Genomic DNA, 15,915 nt, shown 5'->3' with positions numbered 1-15,915 from the left:
CGATGTCGGAACTGATTGATCAAAGCGAATTGCAATCCCGGGCAGCCCGTCTGGTGGAAGCAGCCCGCAAGGCCGGAGCTGACGCCTGCGACGCGATTGCGGTTACCGGTGTCTCGCTTTCGGTCGATGTTCGCGAAGGCAAGGTGGAAGAGACCGAGCGCGCCGAAGGCGACGACGTCACCTTGAGGGTGTTTGTCGGCAAGCGCACTGCTGCTGTCTCAGCCAACCGTCTCGATGATCCGGCAAGCCTGGCTGAACGTGCCGTCGCCATGGCCAAGGTCGCGCCGGAAGATCCCTATGCCGGTCTTGCCGATCAGGATCTTCTCGTGAAGGAGTTTCCGGAACTCGAGCTTCTGGACACAAAGGAAATGACTGCCGAGGATCTGACGCAGATTGCGCTGGAAGCGGAAGCTGCCGGTCTGGAAGTCGAAGGCGTCACCAAATCCGGCGGTGCGGGAGCCTCCTGGCGTCTTGCCGGTGTCGTTCTGGCGACCAGCCATGGGTTCCAGGGGTCCTATATGTCGTCCCGCTATGGCATGTCCATGACAGCCGTCGCAGGGGAAGGGACCGGCATGGAGCGGGATTACGATTTCGACAGTCGTACCTATTACGAAGACCTGGAAGCACCGGCGGAGATCGGACGCAGGGCCGGTGAAAGAGCTGTGCGCCGTCTCAACCCGAACAAGCTTTCGACCCGCACCGCGAACGTCATTTATGAATCGCGCGCTGCCCGCAGCATTCTCGGGCACCTTGTCGGGGCGATCAACGGGGCCGCAATTGCGCGCAAGACCAGCTTCCTGAAAGACCGGATGGGCGAGGCCGTGTTCGCACCTGGCATCCAGGTGGTTGACGACCCGTTCAAACGCCGGGGTGCCGCAACACGCCCCTTCGACGGGGAAGGGACCCGGGCGGAGCGTCTCGATGTCATTGAAGACGGTGTCCTGCGACACTGGTTTCTGGACGGTGCTTCCGCACGCGAACTGGGTCTGACGCCCAATGGCCGGGCGCACCGCAGTGGCAGCGGCACGTCGCCTGGCGCAACGAACGTCACATTGATGCCGGGCGAAAAATCGCTGGAAGAATTGATGGCGGAAGCCGGGCAGGGCCTGCTGGTGACCGACCTGATCGGTCACGGCGTAAACGGCCTTACCGGTGACTATTCGCGCGGGGCAGCCGGGTTCTGGTTCGAAAACGGCCAGATCGTAGAAGCCGTCAGTGAAATCACCATTGCAGGCAATCTGAAGGACATGTTTGCACGGCTCGTGCCCGGCAGCGACCTCGACAACCGTTATTCGGCAGCCACTCCCTCGGTCATGATTGAAGGAATGGCCCTTGCCGGAAGCTGACAAGGGCCTGAACGACACCGGACGAAGCGAAATCGGGCTGGATGAAGCCGGAAGGGACGCGGACCTGCGCCTGCTGGAGTTGGCTGCGCGCCAGGCGGGCGATATTGCGCTGGGTTTCTTCGGTCAGGATCCGGAGACCTGGTACAAGGGCAAGGCGGGCATGTCGCCGGTTTCCGAGGCAGATCTCGCGGTAGACCGTTTTCTTGCGGACTACCTGCGGTCTGCGCGGCCGGACTACGGCTGGCTTTCGGAGGAAACCGCCGACGACCGCAGCCGTCTCAACCACGAGCGTGTCTTCATTGTCGATCCGATTGACGGCACGCGGGCTTTTCTGGCGGGTGGGGACGAATGGACGGTGGCGATTGCCGTGGTCGAGGCCGGTCGGCCCGTTGCAGCTTCGGTCTTTTGCCCGCGCCGGGACGAGATGTTTCTGGCCCGTACAGGCGGCGGAGCCTGGCTCAATGGAGCACGACTGGCGGTGTCAGATCGCACCGGCCTTTCCGGCGCAACCTTGACCGGGCCTCATTCCATTGTTGCCAATCAGGACGTTGTCGCTGCAGGTTTTGTCGGCACGGAAATCCTGCGCTCCCTGGCTTATCGGCTGGCGATCGTTGCAGCAGGACGGGTCGATGTCGGGGCCGCACGAGGCGGGCCGAGCGATTGGGATCTTGCGGCGGCGGATCTTTTGGTGCAGGAAGCGGGCGGTGTATTGACCGACCTGTCGGGTCGGAACCTGATCTACAACCGCGCCAAGACCGGCCACCCGGCCCTGATCGCAGCTCCTGTTGCGCTGATCGGGCCTGTGCGCGACGCGCTCGACGACCTGATCAGGTAACAGACCGGTTGCAGCGACGAAAGCGAGGATATTGATGAGTAATACCGATACTCCGAAGCAGCTCCTTCATCTTGTGTTCGGCGGCGAGCTGGAATCACCGGAAGGGCTGACGTTCCGCGATCTGGACGAACTGGATATCGTCGGAATCTACCCGAATTATGCCGAAGCCTACAAAGCCTGGAAGTCCAAGGCGCAGGCGACGGTCGACAACGCTCATATGCGTTACTTCATCGTCCACATGCACCGCTTGCTCGATCCGGAAACGGCTTCTTAAGGCAGCGCAGCTCTCTCAGGCGACAACACCAAATGATAAAACGCCTCGGCCGTCAGCCCTGGGTTCTGGCCAGCATCGGCACTTTGATGGCCGTTTACCTGAAACTGGTCTACTGTACCAACCGGTTCGTGATCGATCCGGAGGGCGTGCACGAACGTTCCGAACAGGATCTCCCGGTTATCGTGGCCATGTGGCACGGCCAGCACTTCATGGTGCCCTTCGCCAAGCCGGCTCACTGGCCCGCCAAGGTGATGATTTCCCGGTCTGCCGATGGCGAGGTCAACGCGATCGCGGCCCGCAAGCTCGGCCTCGGCCTGATCCGTGCCTCCGGCGGCAAGAACGCACGCCAGATAAAAAAGCGCGGCGGTATGCGTGGTTTCATCGAGGCGCTTCGTGCGCTCAAGGAAGGCTATTCCATCGCCATGACGGCGGATGTGCCCAAAGGTCCGGCCCGCAAGTCCGGCGTTGGTATCGTTCAGCTTGCCAAGCATTCGGGCCGTCCCGTCCTGCCTGTGGCGGTGGCGACCAGCCGCAGCATCGAGCTGAACAGTTGGGACAAGGCCAGCGTCAACCTGCCATTCGGTCGGGGCAGCATCGCGGTGAGTGATCTCATCTGGGTTCCCGCCGATGCGGACGACGACACGCTTGAGGAATACCGCCTCAAGGTGGAAGAGGGGCTGAACGCCGCAACGAAACGTGCTTACGAGCTCGTCGGAAGGGCGGATGGCTGACCGGCGACCCCTTGTCTTCAGTCTCTACAGGGGCCTTGCACGGGCCCTGACGCCTCTGTTCAATCTGCTTTTCTGGCTGCGCAGCCGCTCCGGCAAGGAATTGCCGGCCCGCAAGGGGGAGCGTTTCGGACGGAGCGCAACAAGCCGGCCTGCCGGCAAGCTTGTCTGGATCCATGCGGCCAGTGTCGGTGAAACCGTATCCGTGCTGCCGCTGGTTGATGAACTGACGGGGTCTGGCAACAAGGTGCTCCTGACCACAGTCACCGTGACGGCGGCACAGCTGGCACAGGGCCGCTTGCCGGAAGGGGCGATCCACCAGTTCATGCCATTCGATGCACCCGGACCGATCAGCCGATTTCTCGACCACTGGTCCCCGGACCTGGCGATGGTGGTCGAATCCGAAATCTGGCCGTGCCTTTTCGATGAAATGCGTTCGCGGCAAACGCCCTTCGTGCTTCTCAACGGCCGCCTGTCGGACCGATCCTATCGAAGCTGGGCGCGCTTTCCGCGTATTTCCCGATATCTGTTTCGGTGTCTGGACATGGCTCTGGCGCAAAGCGCCGCCGATGGCGAGCGGTTCCGCCTGTTGGGCTGCCGCAATGTTTCAACGCCCGGCAATCTGAAATTCGATGCACCGGACCCGGCCGTGGACGAAGGCCAGGCAACCGCCTTGCTGGCGCAGACAGGAGCGCGTCCGGTCTGGCTGGCCGCCCTGACGCATCCGGGCGAGGACGAAATCGTGCTCGAGGCCTTTGGCCGTCTCACCGAGGAATTTCCCGGTCTCCTGCTGGTCCTGGTGCCGCGACATCCCGTTCGGACAGATGATATTGCGGCCATGATCGATAGCCGTGGCCTGCGTGCGGCGCGTCGAAGTCTGGATCAGGCAATTGAAACGGACACAGATGTCTATCTCGGTGATACACTGGGCGAGATGGGACTTTTTTACAGATTGGCACCGGTGACGTTTTTGGGTGGTTCATTCAACGATGCAGGCGGTCATAACCCGGTGGAAGCTGCATTGTCGGGCTCCGCGCTGGTAACTGGCCCGCGTGTTGCGAACGCCCGCGCCGTCTACAAGGACTTCTGGAGCCGGCGGGCTTCACTGAAAGCGGAGTTGCCGGAGAACCTGGCAGATTGTGTCGGCAGTCTTTTGCGCGATGCTGACGCTGCCCGGGCGCAGGCGGAAAGAGCAAGAGCCCTGGTCGAGGCCGGGCGCGGTGCCTTGGCCGAAACCCTGAAAGTGTTGCAACCCATATTGGGAAAAGCAGGTCCGGCGACTGACGATCCGCTGCCGCGGGGCCGCGCATGAAGTCGGCGCCCGACTTCTGGTGGAAGCCGGGACAGACACTGGCAAGTTGGCTGCTGTCGCCGGCAGGCTGGATTTACGGACTGGTCTCAGGCCGCCGCATGTTGAAGAAGCCGAAAGCGAATAGCCGGTTGCCTGTAATCTGCGTCGGCAATTTCGTCGTCGGCGGGACCGGAAAGACACCCTTTGCCATCGAATTGTCCTACAGATTGCAGGAAGAAGGCTTGCGGCCCGGTTTCCTGCTGCGCGGTTACGGCGGCAAGGCCAAAGGGCCGCTCCTCGTCGATGCCGGCATGCATGACGCCGATGTTGTCGGTGACGAGGCCTTGTTGCTGGCCCGGTACGGTCCAACCGTGATTGCGGCCGACAGGCCGTCGGGGGCACGGCTTGCCGAACAGCAACCCATTGATGTCCTTTTGATGGATGACGGATTTCAGAACCCGGCGCTGGCCAAGGATCTCAGCCTGGTGCTGGTCGATTGCAGCGTGGGGTTCGGCAATGGCAAGTGTCTGCCTGCCGGGCCCTTGCGGGCACCTGCGGCCAAGCAGATCGTGAAGGCCGATTGCCTGGTCCTGGTAGGCGAGGGGGATGCGGCAGAGGAAGCTGTGCATCTGGCTGGACGCAAGGGGCTGCCGATCCTTCACGCGCATGTGCGGCCACAGCCGAACGATGAACTGGCGGGAAGCAGGCTCTTTGCATTTGCGGGCATCGGCAGACCACAGAAATTCTTCGATACGCTGAAAACGCTTGGCTACGACGTGAAGAAAACGCGGGAATTCCCCGATCACCATCAATACACGCAAGCCGACGTGCGTGCGCTGCTGACCGAAGCCGAGGAAGCCGGGTTCAAGCTGGTGACGACGTCCAAGGACATGGCCAGGCTGGAAACGTCGACGGGAGAACTGTTCCACTGGATCGCATCCAGTGCGGCCGTCCTGGAAGTGCGAATGGAGATCGATGACGAAGACAGGCTGGCGTCACTCATCAAGGAGCGGCTACGTCGGCGTCAGTTCGGAAAATGAGGCTGCTTGAGTTCGCCTGATGCGGCTCAGCGCGTTTCCAGATACCGCTTCATGGACGCATTGGCATCGACATAGGCTTCCTGCCGTTCGACAGACCAGTATTTCAGCTCGTCCAGCGGGATCGCCGTTCCGGTGACCGCACAGCGCACGAATGTCCCCGGTGTTTCCACCTGATAGTCGCCGTCCAGGTAGCGGACGCGGGCTTCATTGGGGATGCGCGGATTTTCGTAGCGGTTCATGATCTGCAGTTTGGCTGTCGGTCTATCGGGAAGTCTTGATAGCATTTATGGCAGACTGGCAGGAGAGGGCAAGTTAAAGCTTTGCCAGCGGGCCTTTTCCCCGTTGTGGGACAGTCGGCTTCAAAACCGCGCAGGGTAACCCGGCCCCGACTGCATTCCGGCGTGCGGTACCGTATGACTGGCAAGTGGAATTCTCCGCTCATGGGATGAATTGCGCGCCAAAACGCCTATGTTGAGAGAAACAACCAAATTGCCCGGTCTGGCAATGCAATCTGCATCGGCAGACACTCCGGGCGAAATCAGGACAGACAGATGACCCTTTCCACCACCGATCTTATCGAATCTTCAGGCCTGGGCCTCGAAACGGCAAGGCGGATCACTCAGGACGCACTTGATGGAGCGGATGATGGCGAGCTTTTTGTCGAATATCGGCAAAGCGAGGGCCTTGTCTTCGACAACGGGCGCCTGAAAGGGGCCAATTACGACACCGCACAAGGTTTCGGCCTGAGAGCCGTTGCCGGTGAAGCTGCCGGTTACGCCCATGCCGGAGATATCTCCGAAGGTGCATTGAAACGGGCGGCCGATGCGGTCAGCGCCGTCAAGAAGGGGTATTCGGGTAGCTACGCGGCAGCACCTGCGCGCACCAACCAGACGCTTTACACCGATGCAAACCCGCTTGGCGGGCCGAGCTTCGAGGACAAGGTCAAGCTGCTGCAGGAAATCGATGCCTACGCGCGGGCAAAGGATCCACGCGTACGGCAGGTGTCCGCGTCTCTGGCGGGGTCCTGGCAGGTGGTCGAGATCCTGCGTGCGGACGGTCATCTGGTGCGCGATGTGCGTCCGATGGTGCGGCTCAGCATTTCCGTCGTCGCCGGCAATGACGAACGCCAGGAAAGCGGCTCTTTCGGTTGCGGTGGCCGGGAAGGCTTCGAGCGATTCATCACCACGGAAAACTGGCAGGGCGGTGTCGACGAGGCGCTGCGTCAGGCTCTGGTCAATCTGGAAGCGGTTCCGGCACCGGCCGGCACCTTCGATGTCGTGCTGGGGCCGGGCTGGCCGGGCATTCTTCTGCACGAAGCCGTCGGCCACGGACTGGAAGGCGACTTCAACCGCAAGAAAACGTCCGCGTTCGCCGGTCTCATGGGCCAGCGCGTCGCTTCGCCTGGCGTGACCATCGTTGACGACGGAACGATTGCCGATCGTCGGGGCTCGCTGACTGTGGACGACGAAGGCACGCCTTCCAGCCGAACGGTACTGATTGAGGACGGTATCCTGAAGGGCTACATGCAGGACCGCCAGAATGCGCGCCTGATGGGCATGGAGCCGACAGGTAATGGCCGCAGGCAGTCCTACGCCCACATCCCGATGCCGCGCATGACCAATACGGTAATGATGGCCGGTGACAAGGATCCGGACGAGATCCTGGCATCGGTCAAGGACGGTATTTACGCCGTGTCTTTCGGTGGTGGCCAGGTCGACATCACCTCCGGCAAATTCGTGTTCTCCTGCACCGAAGCCTACCGCGTGGAGAACGGCAAGGTTGGCGCGCCGCTGAAAGGCGCAATGCTGATCGGTAACGGACCGGACGCGCTGACCCGCGTTTCCATGATCGGGAACGACATGAAGCTCGATCCCGGAATGGGCACCTGCGGCAAGCAGGGGCAGGGCGTGCCGGTTGGCGTCGGCCAACCGTCCATGCGCATCAATGCCATGACCATAGGCGGGACGGCGGTCTGACAAAGCCGCCTGGAAGGACCTATGCCGGACATAAAATTCGTCATCTTCGATATGGATCTGGTGCTCTATGACTATGACCACCAGATCCGCTTGAAGCTGCTTGAAGAGCTGACAGGAAGGCCTGCGGCCGATATTGATCGCTCGGTCTGGGGCGGTCCTCACGAGAATGCAGCCGAGGCGGGAGATCCTGCAACGGCCGAAGCCTATCTGGAGCAATTTGCAAGACTGCTCGAGTTTCCGATCGACTTCGAAACCTGGGCGGATGTGCGCCGGCAGATGATGCGCCCGCGCCGGAATGTCTTGTCGCTTGTCCGCCGCCTGAAAACGACCGCAGACATTGCGCTGCTGACCAACAACGGCATGCTCTTGAAGGATGCCTTGCCCGTCTGCGCGCCGGAAACGGTCGAAATTTTCGGTGAGAAAGCCCATGTCTCGGCTGAGTTTGGAGCCCGCAAGCCTGATCCGCTGGTCTTTGAGCGCATCTGCGGCCGCTACGGCTACGGTCCCGAGGAAAGTGCGTTTGTCGATGACCGCGCGGAAAACATAGAAGGGGCGCAGAGCGTCGGGCTTAAGGGCCATCACTACGTGACTGCGGATGGCCTGGAAACGTTCCTGAGGGCTTGTCGGCTGATCTGATCCGGAACGCAGGTTTGCGCGATCGGGGTGTTTCAGTCAGGGCTTTGGGTGAAAGTGCCTTTGAGGCAGCAGGTCTTCCGAACTGAAAGTCCCGTTTCCGGCTATCACCATGCCGCGTGCCACGCTCAGGTTCCTGGCAACGCCGCTTCCTTTCAGCAGACCGCCTCTCATGTCCGGATCATCTTCCTGAAAGGAGCCTCCGTCCGACAGTATGCAGCTGTCGACCGTGATATTGCCGAGGATCTGACTGCCGTCTCCCAGCATGCATTTGCCGAACAGGGCCGGGTTGTTGAGGAACCGGCCATGGCTTCCTATCCGGATTTCCGCGCCGGGCCTGTTGGCCTTGGCGGTAAATCCGCCTTCGCCGAACTGGTTCTTGCTACCAATCAGAATATTGCCGTTCGACGCTTCGAAATGGCTGCCGGAGTGCACAATGTTGTCGTCGCCCAGCCGGATCTTTGCTCCGGATGAGGCCTTCAGCGTGACGCCCGGATAAAAGATGTTGTTCCTGCCCGCCGATACGCCTGCGGAAACCAGCGTGGAAAAGGGATCCAGAACATGATTTCCGTCCAGGATTTCCATCATCTGAGACAGCGGCAGAAACCCGCTGGCAAGGCGTGCGGCATCGATTGAGGCAAACAGATCGGACATGCGGTGCAAGAGCTCCGTCTTGGAGTACAGGGATAGATAGCCAGCCTTTGGACTGGACGTTGCCTGCCAGACTTTTTCACCGGACATCTGCAACGCTACGCAGCAAATATCCAACGTGCAATCAGCTTGTGCGGTTCTCGGCGCGTGGGGCTGTCCTTTGATTGAAAATAAAGCACTTTTTTGCTGCAGTCGCTGGATTTGATTAAAGGATAGGGCGTATTCTCTGATATCGTTGAAGTGAGCCGAAGTCGCCTGAAACAAGAAGGCGACGCGTCGGGACCATGCGGTTAAGGAGAAGGAATGGCAGCAGAAGGAGCCCCTCCGTTTTTTGCCGAATCGATCGTGTTTCTGGCCGCGACGGTCGTCGCCGTACCGATCGCCAAAAGGCTGGGGCTTGGATCGGTGGTCGGATATCTCGCTGCCGGAGCCGTTATAGGCCCGCACGGCCTAAAGCTTCTCGGCTCGGGCGAGGACGTGCTCCATGTCGCCGAACTTGGCGTCGTCCTGCTGCTGTTTGTCATCGGTCTGGAGCTGGACCCGCGAAAACTCTGGCGGATGAAGCGTGACATCTTCGGCCTCGGAACGGCCCAGGTGCTTCTGACCGGTGTGACCTTCTACGCCATAGGGCGGCTGTTCGGTTATTCCTTCACCACCTCTCTGGTTGCTGGCTTCGGCCTGGCACTTTCTTCCACCGCGTTCGCGCTGCAGATCCTGCAGGAACGCGGACAACTTTCCTCAGCCTACGGCCAGCGGGCGTTCGGCATCCTGTTGCTTCAGGATATCGCCATCGTGCCACTGCTTGCGATGGTCGCCATCCTGGCGCCGGGGGAAGGCCCGTCCACCTACACCCAGATCGCGAGCGAGATCCTGATCGTTCTGGCGGCGGTGGCTGCCGTTATCCTGACTGGTCGATATCTGGTGTCGCCGATTTTCCTGCTGCTGGCGGCAAGCCGCGCGCGCGAGGTCATGCTGACAGCTGCTCTCCTCGTCGCTCTTGGCAGTGCCGGCATCATGCATGCGGTCGGCCTGTCGATGGCGCTCGGGGCGTTCCTGGCAGGTGTTCTGCTGGCCGAATCGAGTTTCCGCCATACGCTTGAAGCCGACATCGAGCCCTTCCGGTCTTTGCTCATGGGCCTGTTCTTTGTCGCCGTCGGCATGTCGCTGGATGTCTACCTGGTGATGACCCACTGGGAAATCCTCGCAATCGGCGTCATCTGTGTGATGGGCGTGAAGGGCATATTCCTTTGGGCTCTGTCACGGGGCACCGGCTCGCCGAATTCCGATGCATTGCGCATTGCCGTCACGCTGCCTCAAGGTGGTGAATTCGCCTTTGTCCTGTTCACCGCCGCTGTCGGCGAACGCCTGTTGAGCTATCAGGCCGTCAACCAGCTGAACGCGATTGTGGTCTTGACCATGTTGCTGACGCCGGTTGCCTGCCTCGGGCTGGACCGGCTGGCGGCCAGGGTCAAGGCACGGGGTGTTGAAAACCCGTCGATCGAAACATTCGAGGAGGCAACTCCGACCGTGCTGGTGATCGGCTTCGGCCGCTTCGGCATGGTGGTGGCCCAGTTCCTGACATCCGAAGGTCTTGAGATCACCGCCATCGACAACCGGCCGGACCGTATCGCCTACGCCCGCAAGCAGGGCTACAAGGTCTATTACGGCGATGCGACACGGGCAGACGTTTTGGCGGCGGCTGGGGCGGGCAAGGCAACATTGGTTGCCATGTGTATCGAGAACGACAAGGTGATGGGCAAGGCCATCGACCTCGTTCGAGAAGGCTTCCCCGAGGCGCTGATCTTCTGCCGGGCGACGGACCGCGCGCATATGCTGGACCTCACCAAACGGGGCGTCGATTTCCAGATTCGTGAAACCTTCGAATCAAGCGTCGTCTTCGGCCGGGCGGCACTCGAGGCACTGGGAACTCCCCTCGACCGGATCGACCAGATCGAGGAAGACGTTCGCGACCGGGACGAGGAGCGGCTTGCCCAGCAGTTGCGCGAGGGCATGTTTGCCGGCGCCGACAAGCTGCACAAGGTAACGCCGCGCCGGTCGATGGAGGCGAACGCTCCTGACGCACCAGCCGCGGAATAGGCGGCAAGGCTCATCACCAGGATTTCGGAAACAAAAAAGGCGCCGAATGGGCGCCTTTCGTTTGGTTGCTTGCGTTTCCGTGTCAGGGCAGGGCGTCGAAGCCTGCGGAGAACCCGTTCAGCGAAATCGGGATGCCGATCCCTTCTTCCGGGGTCTGGAAGATGATGAAGGTCGCCTGAGAGCCGGCCTGCAATTTGCTCAGCAGATCTTCTTCGAGAATGACCTCGGCAATGCAGCCGTTCGGAAGACAGCGGACGAAACCGGCCCGGCCGATATCGGCGTTGTCGACCCTGAGGCCAAGACCAGACGGCAGCAACACGCCGAGCGGTGCGAGAACCCTGAGAATGCGGGCCTGCTTGTCGGCGGTTTTCAGAATGATCACGGAAAGCCCGACGTTTTCCCGGTCGGCCGCAGTGACGTTCTGGATCAGCGCGCACTGGTCACCGGTGGAACCGGGAGGCGTGTCGCAGCGCATTTGCCAGTCGCCGTGAGTCGAGCGGACCTCGCCTTGTGCCGCGGCGGGCATATTTCCGTAAGTCAACGAACTGAAGACGATCCCGGCAACGGCCGCGAGTTTGGAAAAAGACAGTCTGGAACGTCCATTAGGGCGGGCAGCCAGTGACTGCGGCAATTGGGTTGACAAGAAATCCTCCAGTCAATCGTTGTCCGGTTCGCTTTTGGTCGGCCTGCCAAAAGAGATGCGGCCTGCTTGGCGAATCAAGGTGTAATTCTAGGCCAGACATTGCCGCATGACGGCGCACGTTTCCAGTCCGGCAGTTCAGGAACCGAAGGATTAGCCGCAATTCTTGTCGAAAATTCGCATGTCCTTGACCCGTGTCAAATGACAGAGAGCTTCAGGTGGCTGTGAAAAGTTGGAAATTCCGTTGCAGCTCGGCGTTTCTTGTGGTTTTTGTGCGGCTCAAAGGTGTCGGTGGAATGATGCGGCACATCGCCGCTATGCCCGATGGTAGCCATCGCCCTTTATATGAGTTTGTGGTTATAGTCCGGTCAAACTCATGACCTTGTCCAACGCCAGGACGCAGCAGATTTGGCTTGCGCAGCGCCGCCAAGCCCGCTACTGCCGCACCGGATTGGACCGGATCTGAGTCCGGAAATTTAGCATTTTCCGCCATTTCAGGCGGATGAGGGAAGGGAGCGCGGACGTGAAGGCAGTCTTCAAGCGTCTCATGACTATGGCCGGTGCGGCGGCAACTTTTGCTGGAGTGTCGACGGCGGCCCTGGCAGCGGAATCCGGCATCAAGGAATGGCAGCTGGGCTTTCAGGCCTCTGTCACCGATGTGATGGACGACATTACCTGGTTCAACGGGTTCACCCTGGTGATCATTACCGTGATCACCCTGTTCGTGCTGGCGCTGCTGATCGTCTGCATGACCCGCTTCAGCGCGAAAAAGAACCCGGTTCCGTCCAGGACATCGCACAACACCATGATCGAAGTGGTCTGGACGGTTGCGCCGATCTTGATCCTGGTCGTGATCGCGATCCCGTCTTTCCGCCTGCTCTACAAGCAGCTCGACATTCCCGAATACGAGATGACCGTCAAGGCGATCGGCTACCAGTGGTATTGGGGTTACGAGTACACCGATGAAAACATGGGTGAACTGGCGTTCGATTCGCTTATGATCGGTGACCCTAGCGATCCTGCGAAAGATCTGGCGGCACGCCAGGAAGTTGCCGACGCTCGCGGTGTCTCCTTGAACGAAGTTCCGCGCCTTCTGTCCGTTGACTATGATCTTGTCATTCCGGTCGACACCACGGTCCGTATGCAAGTGACCTCTGAGGATGTGATCCACTCCTTCGCGATGCCGTCCTTCGGCGTCAAGGTCGACGCCATTCCGGGCCGTCTGAACGAGACCTGGTTCCACGCTCGCGAGGAAGGCGTCTACTACGGTCAGTGTTCAGAACTGTGCGGCAAGGCTCACGCTTTCATGCCGATCGCGGTCCGGGTGGTTTCCAAGGATCAGTTCCAGACCTGGGCAACTGCCGCTCAGGACGATCTGGACACTGCAAACCAGCAGCTCCTGGCATCGATCGCCGATACCAAGAAGCTGGCTGCCGCAGGCAAGCTGGAAGAGATCTCTGTCGCCGCGAAATAATGCGGCGGCGATCCTGTTTGGCGATGCGCGCGATGTCATGCAGCGCCGCTGAGAAAGTCTGAAAGAGGGAGCCCAAAATGGCTGCGACCGAAGCACATGCGGCACATGGCCATCCGACCGGATGGCGCCGCTGGGTCTATTCGACCAACCACAAGGACATCGGTATCATGTACCTGATGTTCGCTATCATGGCAGGTATCGTTGGCGGCGCGCTCAGCGTCGGCATGCGGATGGAGCTTCAGGAACCGGGGATGCAGTTCTTCGGCGATCCGCACCTGTTCAACGTGTTCACCACCGCTCACGGCCTGATCATGATCTTCTTCATGGTGATGCCGGCCATGATCGGCGGCTACGCCAACTACTTCGTGCCGATCATGATCGGTGCGCCGGACATGGCGTTCCCGCGGATGAACAACATCTCCTTCTGGCTGCTTCCGCCGGCCTTCCTGCTGCTGCTTCTCTCCCTCTTCGTTGAAGGTCCTCCGGGCTCCAACGGTGTCGGTGGTGGCTGGACCATCTATCCGCCGCTGTCCACGTCCGGTCAGCCCGGACCGGCGATGGATCTGGCGATCCTGGCCCTGCACATCGCAGGTGCATCCTCGATCCTCGGTGCCATCAACTTCATCACGACCATCTTCAACATGCGCGCGCCGGGCATGACCCTGCACAAGATGCCGCTGTTTGCCTGGTCCGTGCTGATCACCGCATTCCTGCTGCTGCTGTCCCTGCCGGTTCTGGCTGGTGCCATCACCATGCTGCTGACCGACCGTAACTTCGGTACCACGTTCTTTGCGCCTGCCGGTGGTGGTGACCCGATCCTGTTCCAGCACCTGTTCTGGTTCTTCGGTCATCCGGAAGTGTATATCCTGATCCTGCCGGGCTTCGGCATCATCAGCCACATCATTTCCACCTTCTCGCGCAAGCCGATCTTCGGTTACCTGGGCATGGCCTACGCCATGGTCGCCATCGGCGTCGTCGGCTTCATCGTGTGGGCGCACCACATGTACACCGTCGGCATGTCTTCCGAGACGCAGGCCTACTTCGTGGCTGCCACCATGGTGATCGCGGTTCCCACCGGCGTGAAGATCTTCTCCTGGATCGCCACCATGTGGGGCGGCTCCATCGAGTTCCGCACGCCAATGGTCTGGGCAATCGGCTTCATCTTCCTGTTCACCGTTGGTGGTGTGACGGGTGTGCAGCTCGCCAACGCCGGTCTCGACCGTTCGTTCCACGACACCTACTACGTGGTTGCTCACTTCCACTACGTGCTGTCGCTGGGTGCCGTGTTCGCAATCTTCGCGGCCTGGTACTACTGGTTCCCGAAAATGTTCGGCTACATGTACAACGAGACGATCGGCAAGGCCCATTTCTGGATCACCTTCGTGGGCGTGAACCTGGTGTTCTTCCCGCAGCACTTCCTGGGTCTGAACGGCATGCCGCGCCGCTACGTCGACTATCCGGATGCGTTTGCCGGCTGGAACTTCGTTTCCTCCATCGGCTCCTACATCTCGGCCTTCGCGGTTCTGGTGTTCCTCTTCGGCATCGTCGAAGCGTTCTCCAAGAAGCGCGTTGTCGGCAACAACCCGTGGGGCGAAGGTGCAACGACCCTGGAGTGGACCCTGTCTTCTCCTCCGCCGTTCCACCAGTTCGAGACCCTGCCGCGCATCAAGTAATTCGCGGAGGGAGGTTCGCCTCCCGGTCAAGATCAGCACCGCGCCGGTTGCCGGCGCGGTGCTCCCTTTCAAGAAAACTGCCGGGCCATGTGCACCCGGATGCGCGATCCCTGGATCGCGGAAGAAAACAAGAATTCAAAGGACGCGCCTATGTCGCTCGTTGAGCGCCAGGATATGATGAGCCAGGAAACCGCTGTCTGGGACGGCGGCATGGGATCGGTGAGCGACTATGTGGCGCTCCTGAAGCCGCGTGTGATGTCTCTGGTCATCTTCACCGCTTTTGTCGGCCTGATGCTGGCACCAGGCTCCGTGCACCCGGTGCTGGGCGTTGTCGCGATCCTGTGCATTGCCATCGGAGCGGGCGCTTCCGGCGCGCTCAACATGTGGTACGACGCCGACATCGACGAAGTCATGACGCGCACCCGCAAGCGGCCGATCCCGGCCGGCAAGGTCACGCGTGAGGAAGCGCTTGCCTTCGGTGTGACGCTGTCCATCGGTTCGGTTGTGCTGCTCGGCCTTCTGGTCAACTGGTTTGCTGGTGCGTTCCTGGCCTTCACCATCTTCTTTTACGTGATCGTCTATACGATGTGGCTGAAGCGTTCGACGCCGCAGAACATCGTTATCGGCGGCGCAGCCGGGGCGTTTCCTCCGATGATCGGCTGGGCAGCCGTTACCGGAAGCGTCAGCCTGGAAAGCTTCGTGCTCTTCCTGATCATCTTCATGTGGACACCGCCGCACTTCTGGGCGCTGGCACTGGTCAAGAACGGCGACTATCAGGCCGCCAAGATCCCGATGCTGCCAGTTGTTGCCGGCGAGACCGTGACACGGCATCATATTCTTGCTTATGCCATCCTGCTCGCACCCATCGGTGTCGCGCCTTACCTGCTTGGCTTTGCAAGCCCCGTCTACGGCATTGCATCCGCTCTTCTGAGTGCCATTTTCGTCGGCCTTTCCTTTGACGTCTGGCGCAAGCGCGAGGGTGATCCGGCGAAGGCCGCGTGCTGGCGTCTGTTCAAGTTTTCGATCTTTTACCTGTTCATGCTGTTTGCCCTGCTTCTGGGCGAGAGCCTGATTGCAGGAGTGTGACGTGATGGCCAAGGAAGAGCAGGGCATTGCGCTCACCGAAGAGCAGAAGAAGAAGCGCCGGTCGCGGTCGATTGCAATCGCCTGCGTGCTCGGCGGCCTCGTCGTGCTGTTCTATGTCGTGACCATCGTCAAACTGGGCCCCGGTATCCTGGACCGGGCGCTTTGAGGGAG

16 protein-coding genes are annotated in these 15,915 nt (G+C 60.6%); 13 read left to right on the top strand and 3 right to left on the bottom strand.

The genetic code is table 11. From position 1 onward, the window contains the following. The first annotated feature begins 2 nt into the window (after nt 1-2). From FIU93_RS00790 to lpxK, 6 genes are read left to right on the top strand one after another with little or no spacing between them, the layout of a single operon-like run. Nucleotides 3-1,346 carry a TldD/PmbA family protein gene (locus tag FIU93_RS00790; protein WP_023002037.1) on the top strand — a complete coding sequence of 448 codons (1,344 nt, stop codon included), beginning with the start codon at nt 3-5 and terminating at the stop codon, nt 1,344-1,346. Beyond that, the gene (locus tag FIU93_RS00785) at nt 1,333-2,181 is read left to right on the top strand and encodes a 3'(2'),5'-bisphosphate nucleotidase CysQ (protein ID WP_197923128.1); all 849 of its coding nucleotides are present in this window, start codon (nt 1,333-1,335) and stop codon (nt 2,179-2,181) included. Before FIU93_RS00790 ends, FIU93_RS00785 begins: the two co-directional genes overlap by 14 nt. Nucleotides 2,182-2,215: 34 nt before the next feature. Beyond that, nucleotides 2,216-2,455: a DUF4170 domain-containing protein gene (locus FIU93_RS00780; RefSeq protein WP_023002035.1), complete on the top strand. Its 240-nt coding sequence runs from the start codon at nt 2,216-2,218 to the stop codon at nt 2,453-2,455. Nucleotides 2,456-2,487: 32 nt separating this feature from the next. Then, entirely contained in the window at nt 2,488-3,186 is a 699-nt protein-coding gene (locus FIU93_RS00775) for a lysophospholipid acyltransferase family protein (protein WP_152504586.1), read from the top strand. Continuing rightward, the gene (locus FIU93_RS00770; protein ID WP_152504585.1) at nt 3,179-4,495 is read left to right on the top strand and encodes a 3-deoxy-D-manno-octulosonic acid transferase; all 1,317 of its coding nucleotides are present in this window, start codon (nt 3,179-3,181) and stop codon (nt 4,493-4,495) included. The genes FIU93_RS00775 and FIU93_RS00770 overlap by 8 nt, the downstream gene beginning before the upstream one ends. After that, the gene (gene lpxK / locus FIU93_RS00765; protein WP_152504584.1) at nt 4,492-5,514 is read left to right on the top strand and encodes a tetraacyldisaccharide 4'-kinase; all 1,023 of its coding nucleotides are present in this window, start codon (nt 4,492-4,494) and stop codon (nt 5,512-5,514) included. The genes FIU93_RS00770 and lpxK overlap by 4 nt, the downstream gene beginning before the upstream one ends. Before the next feature lie 26 nt (nt 5,515-5,540). Here the strand turns inward: lpxK and FIU93_RS00760 are convergent, their stop codons facing one another. Continuing rightward, nucleotides 5,541-5,753, bottom strand: coding sequence for a DUF2093 domain-containing protein (locus FIU93_RS00760; RefSeq protein ID WP_023002031.1), 213 nt, complete (start codon nt 5,751-5,753; stop codon nt 5,541-5,543). Between the two features lie 312 nt (nt 5,754-6,065). Between FIU93_RS00760 and tldD the strand changes: the two genes are divergently transcribed. Both tldD and FIU93_RS00750 read left to right on the top strand, forming a co-directional pair. Then, nucleotides 6,066-7,490, top strand: coding sequence for a metalloprotease TldD (gene tldD / locus FIU93_RS00755; protein WP_023002030.1), 1,425 nt, complete (start codon nt 6,066-6,068; stop codon nt 7,488-7,490). Between the two features lie 21 nt (nt 7,491-7,511). Continuing rightward, on the top strand, nt 7,512-8,126 hold the full coding sequence (locus FIU93_RS00750; protein WP_152504583.1) for an HAD-IA family hydrolase: 615 nt from the start codon (nt 7,512-7,514) through the stop codon (nt 8,124-8,126). A 36-nt stretch (nt 8,127-8,162) separates the two neighbouring features. Here FIU93_RS00750 and FIU93_RS00745 read toward each other — a convergent pair whose 3' ends face one another. Then, the gene (locus FIU93_RS00745) at nt 8,163-8,777 is read right to left on the bottom strand and encodes an AraC family transcriptional regulator (protein WP_152504582.1); all 615 of its coding nucleotides are present in this window, start codon (nt 8,775-8,777) and stop codon (nt 8,163-8,165) included. A gap of 300 nt (nt 8,778-9,077) precedes the next feature. Between FIU93_RS00745 and FIU93_RS00740 the strand changes: the two genes are divergently transcribed. Next, nucleotides 9,078-10,871, top strand: coding sequence for a monovalent cation:proton antiporter-2 (CPA2) family protein (locus FIU93_RS00740; protein ID WP_023002027.1), 1,794 nt, complete (start codon nt 9,078-9,080; stop codon nt 10,869-10,871). Between the two features lie 82 nt (nt 10,872-10,953). Here the strand turns inward: FIU93_RS00740 and FIU93_RS00735 are convergent, their stop codons facing one another. Further along, nucleotides 10,954-11,397 carry an invasion associated locus B family protein gene (locus FIU93_RS00735; protein ID WP_208992238.1) on the bottom strand — a complete coding sequence of 148 codons (444 nt, stop codon included), beginning with the start codon at nt 11,395-11,397 and terminating at the stop codon, nt 10,954-10,956. Between the two features lie 661 nt (nt 11,398-12,058). On the opposite strand from FIU93_RS00735, the gene coxB reads away from it, so the two are divergent. The 4 genes from coxB (at nt 12,059) to FIU93_RS31295 (ending at nt 15,910) form a co-directional block, all read left to right on the top strand. Beyond that, on the top strand, nt 12,059-12,985 hold the full coding sequence (gene coxB / locus FIU93_RS00730) for a cytochrome c oxidase subunit II (RefSeq protein ID WP_075282270.1): 927 nt from the start codon (nt 12,059-12,061) through the stop codon (nt 12,983-12,985). A gap of 77 nt (nt 12,986-13,062) precedes the next feature. Next, nucleotides 13,063-14,658, top strand: coding sequence for a cytochrome c oxidase subunit I (gene ctaD, locus FIU93_RS00725; protein ID WP_023002023.1), 1,596 nt, complete (start codon nt 13,063-13,065; stop codon nt 14,656-14,658). Nucleotides 14,659-14,808: 150 nt separating this feature from the next. Next, complete coding sequence (locus tag FIU93_RS00720) at nt 14,809-15,744, top strand: heme o synthase (RefSeq protein ID WP_031269734.1); 936 nt, start codon at nt 14,809-14,811, stop codon at nt 15,742-15,744. A 4-nt stretch (nt 15,745-15,748) separates the two neighbouring features. Further along, nucleotides 15,749-15,910 carry a hypothetical protein gene (locus FIU93_RS31295; protein WP_023002021.1) on the top strand — a complete coding sequence of 54 codons (162 nt, stop codon included), beginning with the start codon at nt 15,749-15,751 and terminating at the stop codon, nt 15,908-15,910. Nucleotides 15,911-15,915 lie beyond the last annotated feature (5 nt).

Source organism: Labrenzia sp. THAF35, assembly GCF_009363595.1.
In the GTDB taxonomy this organism is placed as follows: domain Bacteria; phylum Pseudomonadota; class Alphaproteobacteria; order Rhizobiales; family Stappiaceae; genus Roseibium; species Roseibium algicola.
The sequence above is the reverse complement of the archived record's forward strand: the minus strand, read 5'-3'. Positions and strand labels throughout refer to the sequence as shown.

Coding starts and splice junctions, on each gene's coding strand:
- FIU93_RS00750 (WP_152504583.1), top strand. CDS start 7,512: ATGCCGGACATAAAATTCGTCATCTTCGATATGGATCTGGTGCTCTAT.
- FIU93_RS00740 (WP_023002027.1), top strand. CDS start 9,078: ATGGCAGCAGAAGGAGCCCCTCCGTTTTTTGCCGAATCGATCGTGTTT.
- FIU93_RS31295 (WP_023002021.1), top strand. CDS start 15,749: ATGGCCAAGGAAGAGCAGGGCATTGCGCTCACCGAAGAGCAGAAGAAG.
- FIU93_RS00780 (WP_023002035.1), top strand. CDS start 2,216: ATGAGTAATACCGATACTCCGAAGCAGCTCCTTCATCTTGTGTTCGGC.
- coxB (WP_075282270.1), top strand. CDS start 12,059: ATGACTATGGCCGGTGCGGCGGCAACTTTTGCTGGAGTGTCGACGGCG.
- FIU93_RS00745 (WP_152504582.1), bottom strand. CDS start 8,777: ATGTCCGATCTGTTTGCCTCAATCGATGCCGCACGCCTTGCCAGCGGG.
- FIU93_RS00720 (WP_031269734.1), top strand. CDS start 14,809: ATGTCGCTCGTTGAGCGCCAGGATATGATGAGCCAGGAAACCGCTGTC.
- FIU93_RS00760 (WP_023002031.1), bottom strand. CDS start 5,753: ATGAACCGCTACGAAAATCCGCGCATCCCCAATGAAGCCCGCGTCCGC.
- tldD (WP_023002030.1), top strand. CDS start 6,066: ATGACCCTTTCCACCACCGATCTTATCGAATCTTCAGGCCTGGGCCTC.
- FIU93_RS00735 (WP_208992238.1), bottom strand. CDS start 11,397: ATGCCCGCCGCGGCACAAGGCGAGGTCCGCTCGACTCACGGCGACTGG.
- FIU93_RS00770 (WP_152504585.1), top strand. CDS start 3,179: ATGGCTGACCGGCGACCCCTTGTCTTCAGTCTCTACAGGGGCCTTGCA.
- FIU93_RS00790 (WP_023002037.1), top strand. CDS start 3: ATGTCGGAACTGATTGATCAAAGCGAATTGCAATCCCGGGCAGCCCGT.
- FIU93_RS00775 (WP_152504586.1), top strand. CDS start 2,488: ATGATAAAACGCCTCGGCCGTCAGCCCTGGGTTCTGGCCAGCATCGGC.
- lpxK (WP_152504584.1), top strand. CDS start 4,492: ATGAAGTCGGCGCCCGACTTCTGGTGGAAGCCGGGACAGACACTGGCA.
- ctaD (WP_023002023.1), top strand. CDS start 13,063: ATGGCTGCGACCGAAGCACATGCGGCACATGGCCATCCGACCGGATGG.